The sequence below is a fragment of the Pseudomonas sp. P5_B2 genome (assembly GCF_056400445.1).
Genome location: NZ_JBFULH010000856.1, coordinates 1 through 1,469, shown reverse-complemented (window position 1 = coordinate 1,469; position 1,469 = coordinate 1). Strand labels below are relative to the sequence as shown.

The 1,469-nt window shown below is 56.5% G+C and carries 1 protein-coding gene; it reads right to left on the bottom strand.

Annotated features, from left to right (window positions below):
• On the bottom strand, positions 1-1,469 hold a 1,469-nt coding region (locus AC1DRJ_RS27455; RefSeq protein WP_477804915.1), incomplete at both ends, for a multiheme c-type cytochrome.

The window sequence follows — 1,469 nt, the reverse complement described above, 5'->3', positions numbered from 1 at the left end:
GACCGGCACCAGGAAGGAGAAATTACCAATATCGTAGCCCTTGGGCAGAATGCGGTTGTCCGAGAGAATTTGCGTGGCATTCCAGACCTCGACGTCCAACGGATTGCCGTCCTTGTCGCCTATGTGCACTTTGAAATTTCGCGTGTTGTCCTCGGTCTTGCCTTCCTTGATCGAACCCAGTCGATAGAGCTCGCGACCACTGGCATCCAGCACCCGAAAATCGATCCAGATCTCCCGTCCCTCCGGAAAGCCGGTCGGCAGTTTGTGCCCGGCGCCGACATTGGCCACTTTGACTGCGACCGATGTGTATTGCCCGGGAATGATGATTGTCGGCAGTTGCTGGAACGTTATTTGCGCCGCGCGCGCGAGCATGTCGCGCCCGCGTTGAGCGCCCTCTTCCTGACCGAGATGCTTGAGCATCGTAGCGTTGGCTCCGCTGAACCAATGCGAGGCGACCTGCTCGCGGTCTGGCCCCATGATCGCGGCCTTACCTGCAAAACCCGGCATATGGCAGCTCTGGCAGGTTACATCGTTGAAGCTGTAGGCGCTCTCCTGCCATTCGTCATAGGTACGCTCGACCGCCACACTGCTGAACGGATGCGTGACGTTGTGACAGGTGGCGCAAAAATCCGAGCGTGTGTGCAGAGCGGAATACACGGTGTCGTGATAGGGCGAAACGGCATCTTTACGCGGGCCGAACTTGGTCGGTTTACCGTGGGCTCGAGGGCTCAAGACATAGGCGCCGTTATCGAGACCGGTGCGAGCGCTGATGTTGTGGCAAGTCTCGCAATCGACCCCAGGCATCGGATGATTTTTCGCGCTGTCTTCAACCGAGGAGCGGTTGACTTGCGAATTGATCTGCCCGGTCGTGAGACCGATCGGGGTATGGCAGCCGGTGCAGAAGTTATYGACCTTCCCCTCGGTGGCCGAACTGGCACGCGTGAGCAAGGCCCGATAGATGGGTTCATCCCAGGCTTGGGACATCATCGACGAGCGCCACTGCTTGTAGATCTCTGTATGGCAAGCGCCACACACCTGGGCATTGTCGAAGTCTTTTACATTCAAAACCAGATTGCCGGGGGTATTGGCCCGATGCGGAAAGAACGGCATCCCGCCATTGACATGCATGAGTCTGGAACGTGCCGGCTCCAGCCACTTCTCGTTACTTTGATTGTCGTTGCCCTGAGGTTCGTCAGCCGCCACTAGAGTTACCGAAAGCAGGCAGACTAGAAACAACAAAAACCGGTGAACGAAAGGCCTGATCACCAGGCAAGTCAAACTGTGGACAAAGGCAGCCAGTGACTCACCCGCCCAGGGCGAGTGATTGCGTATCTGATAAAAGCGCAACCCTATACACACTTGGCCAAACGGTTTGAACAACGTTGCCAGGAAAATACTCAAGTCGACAATAACTAGCTTGACGCCTGCCGGTACTTTGAACAGAGCCGTGTAAGAACCGGTGCAGATTG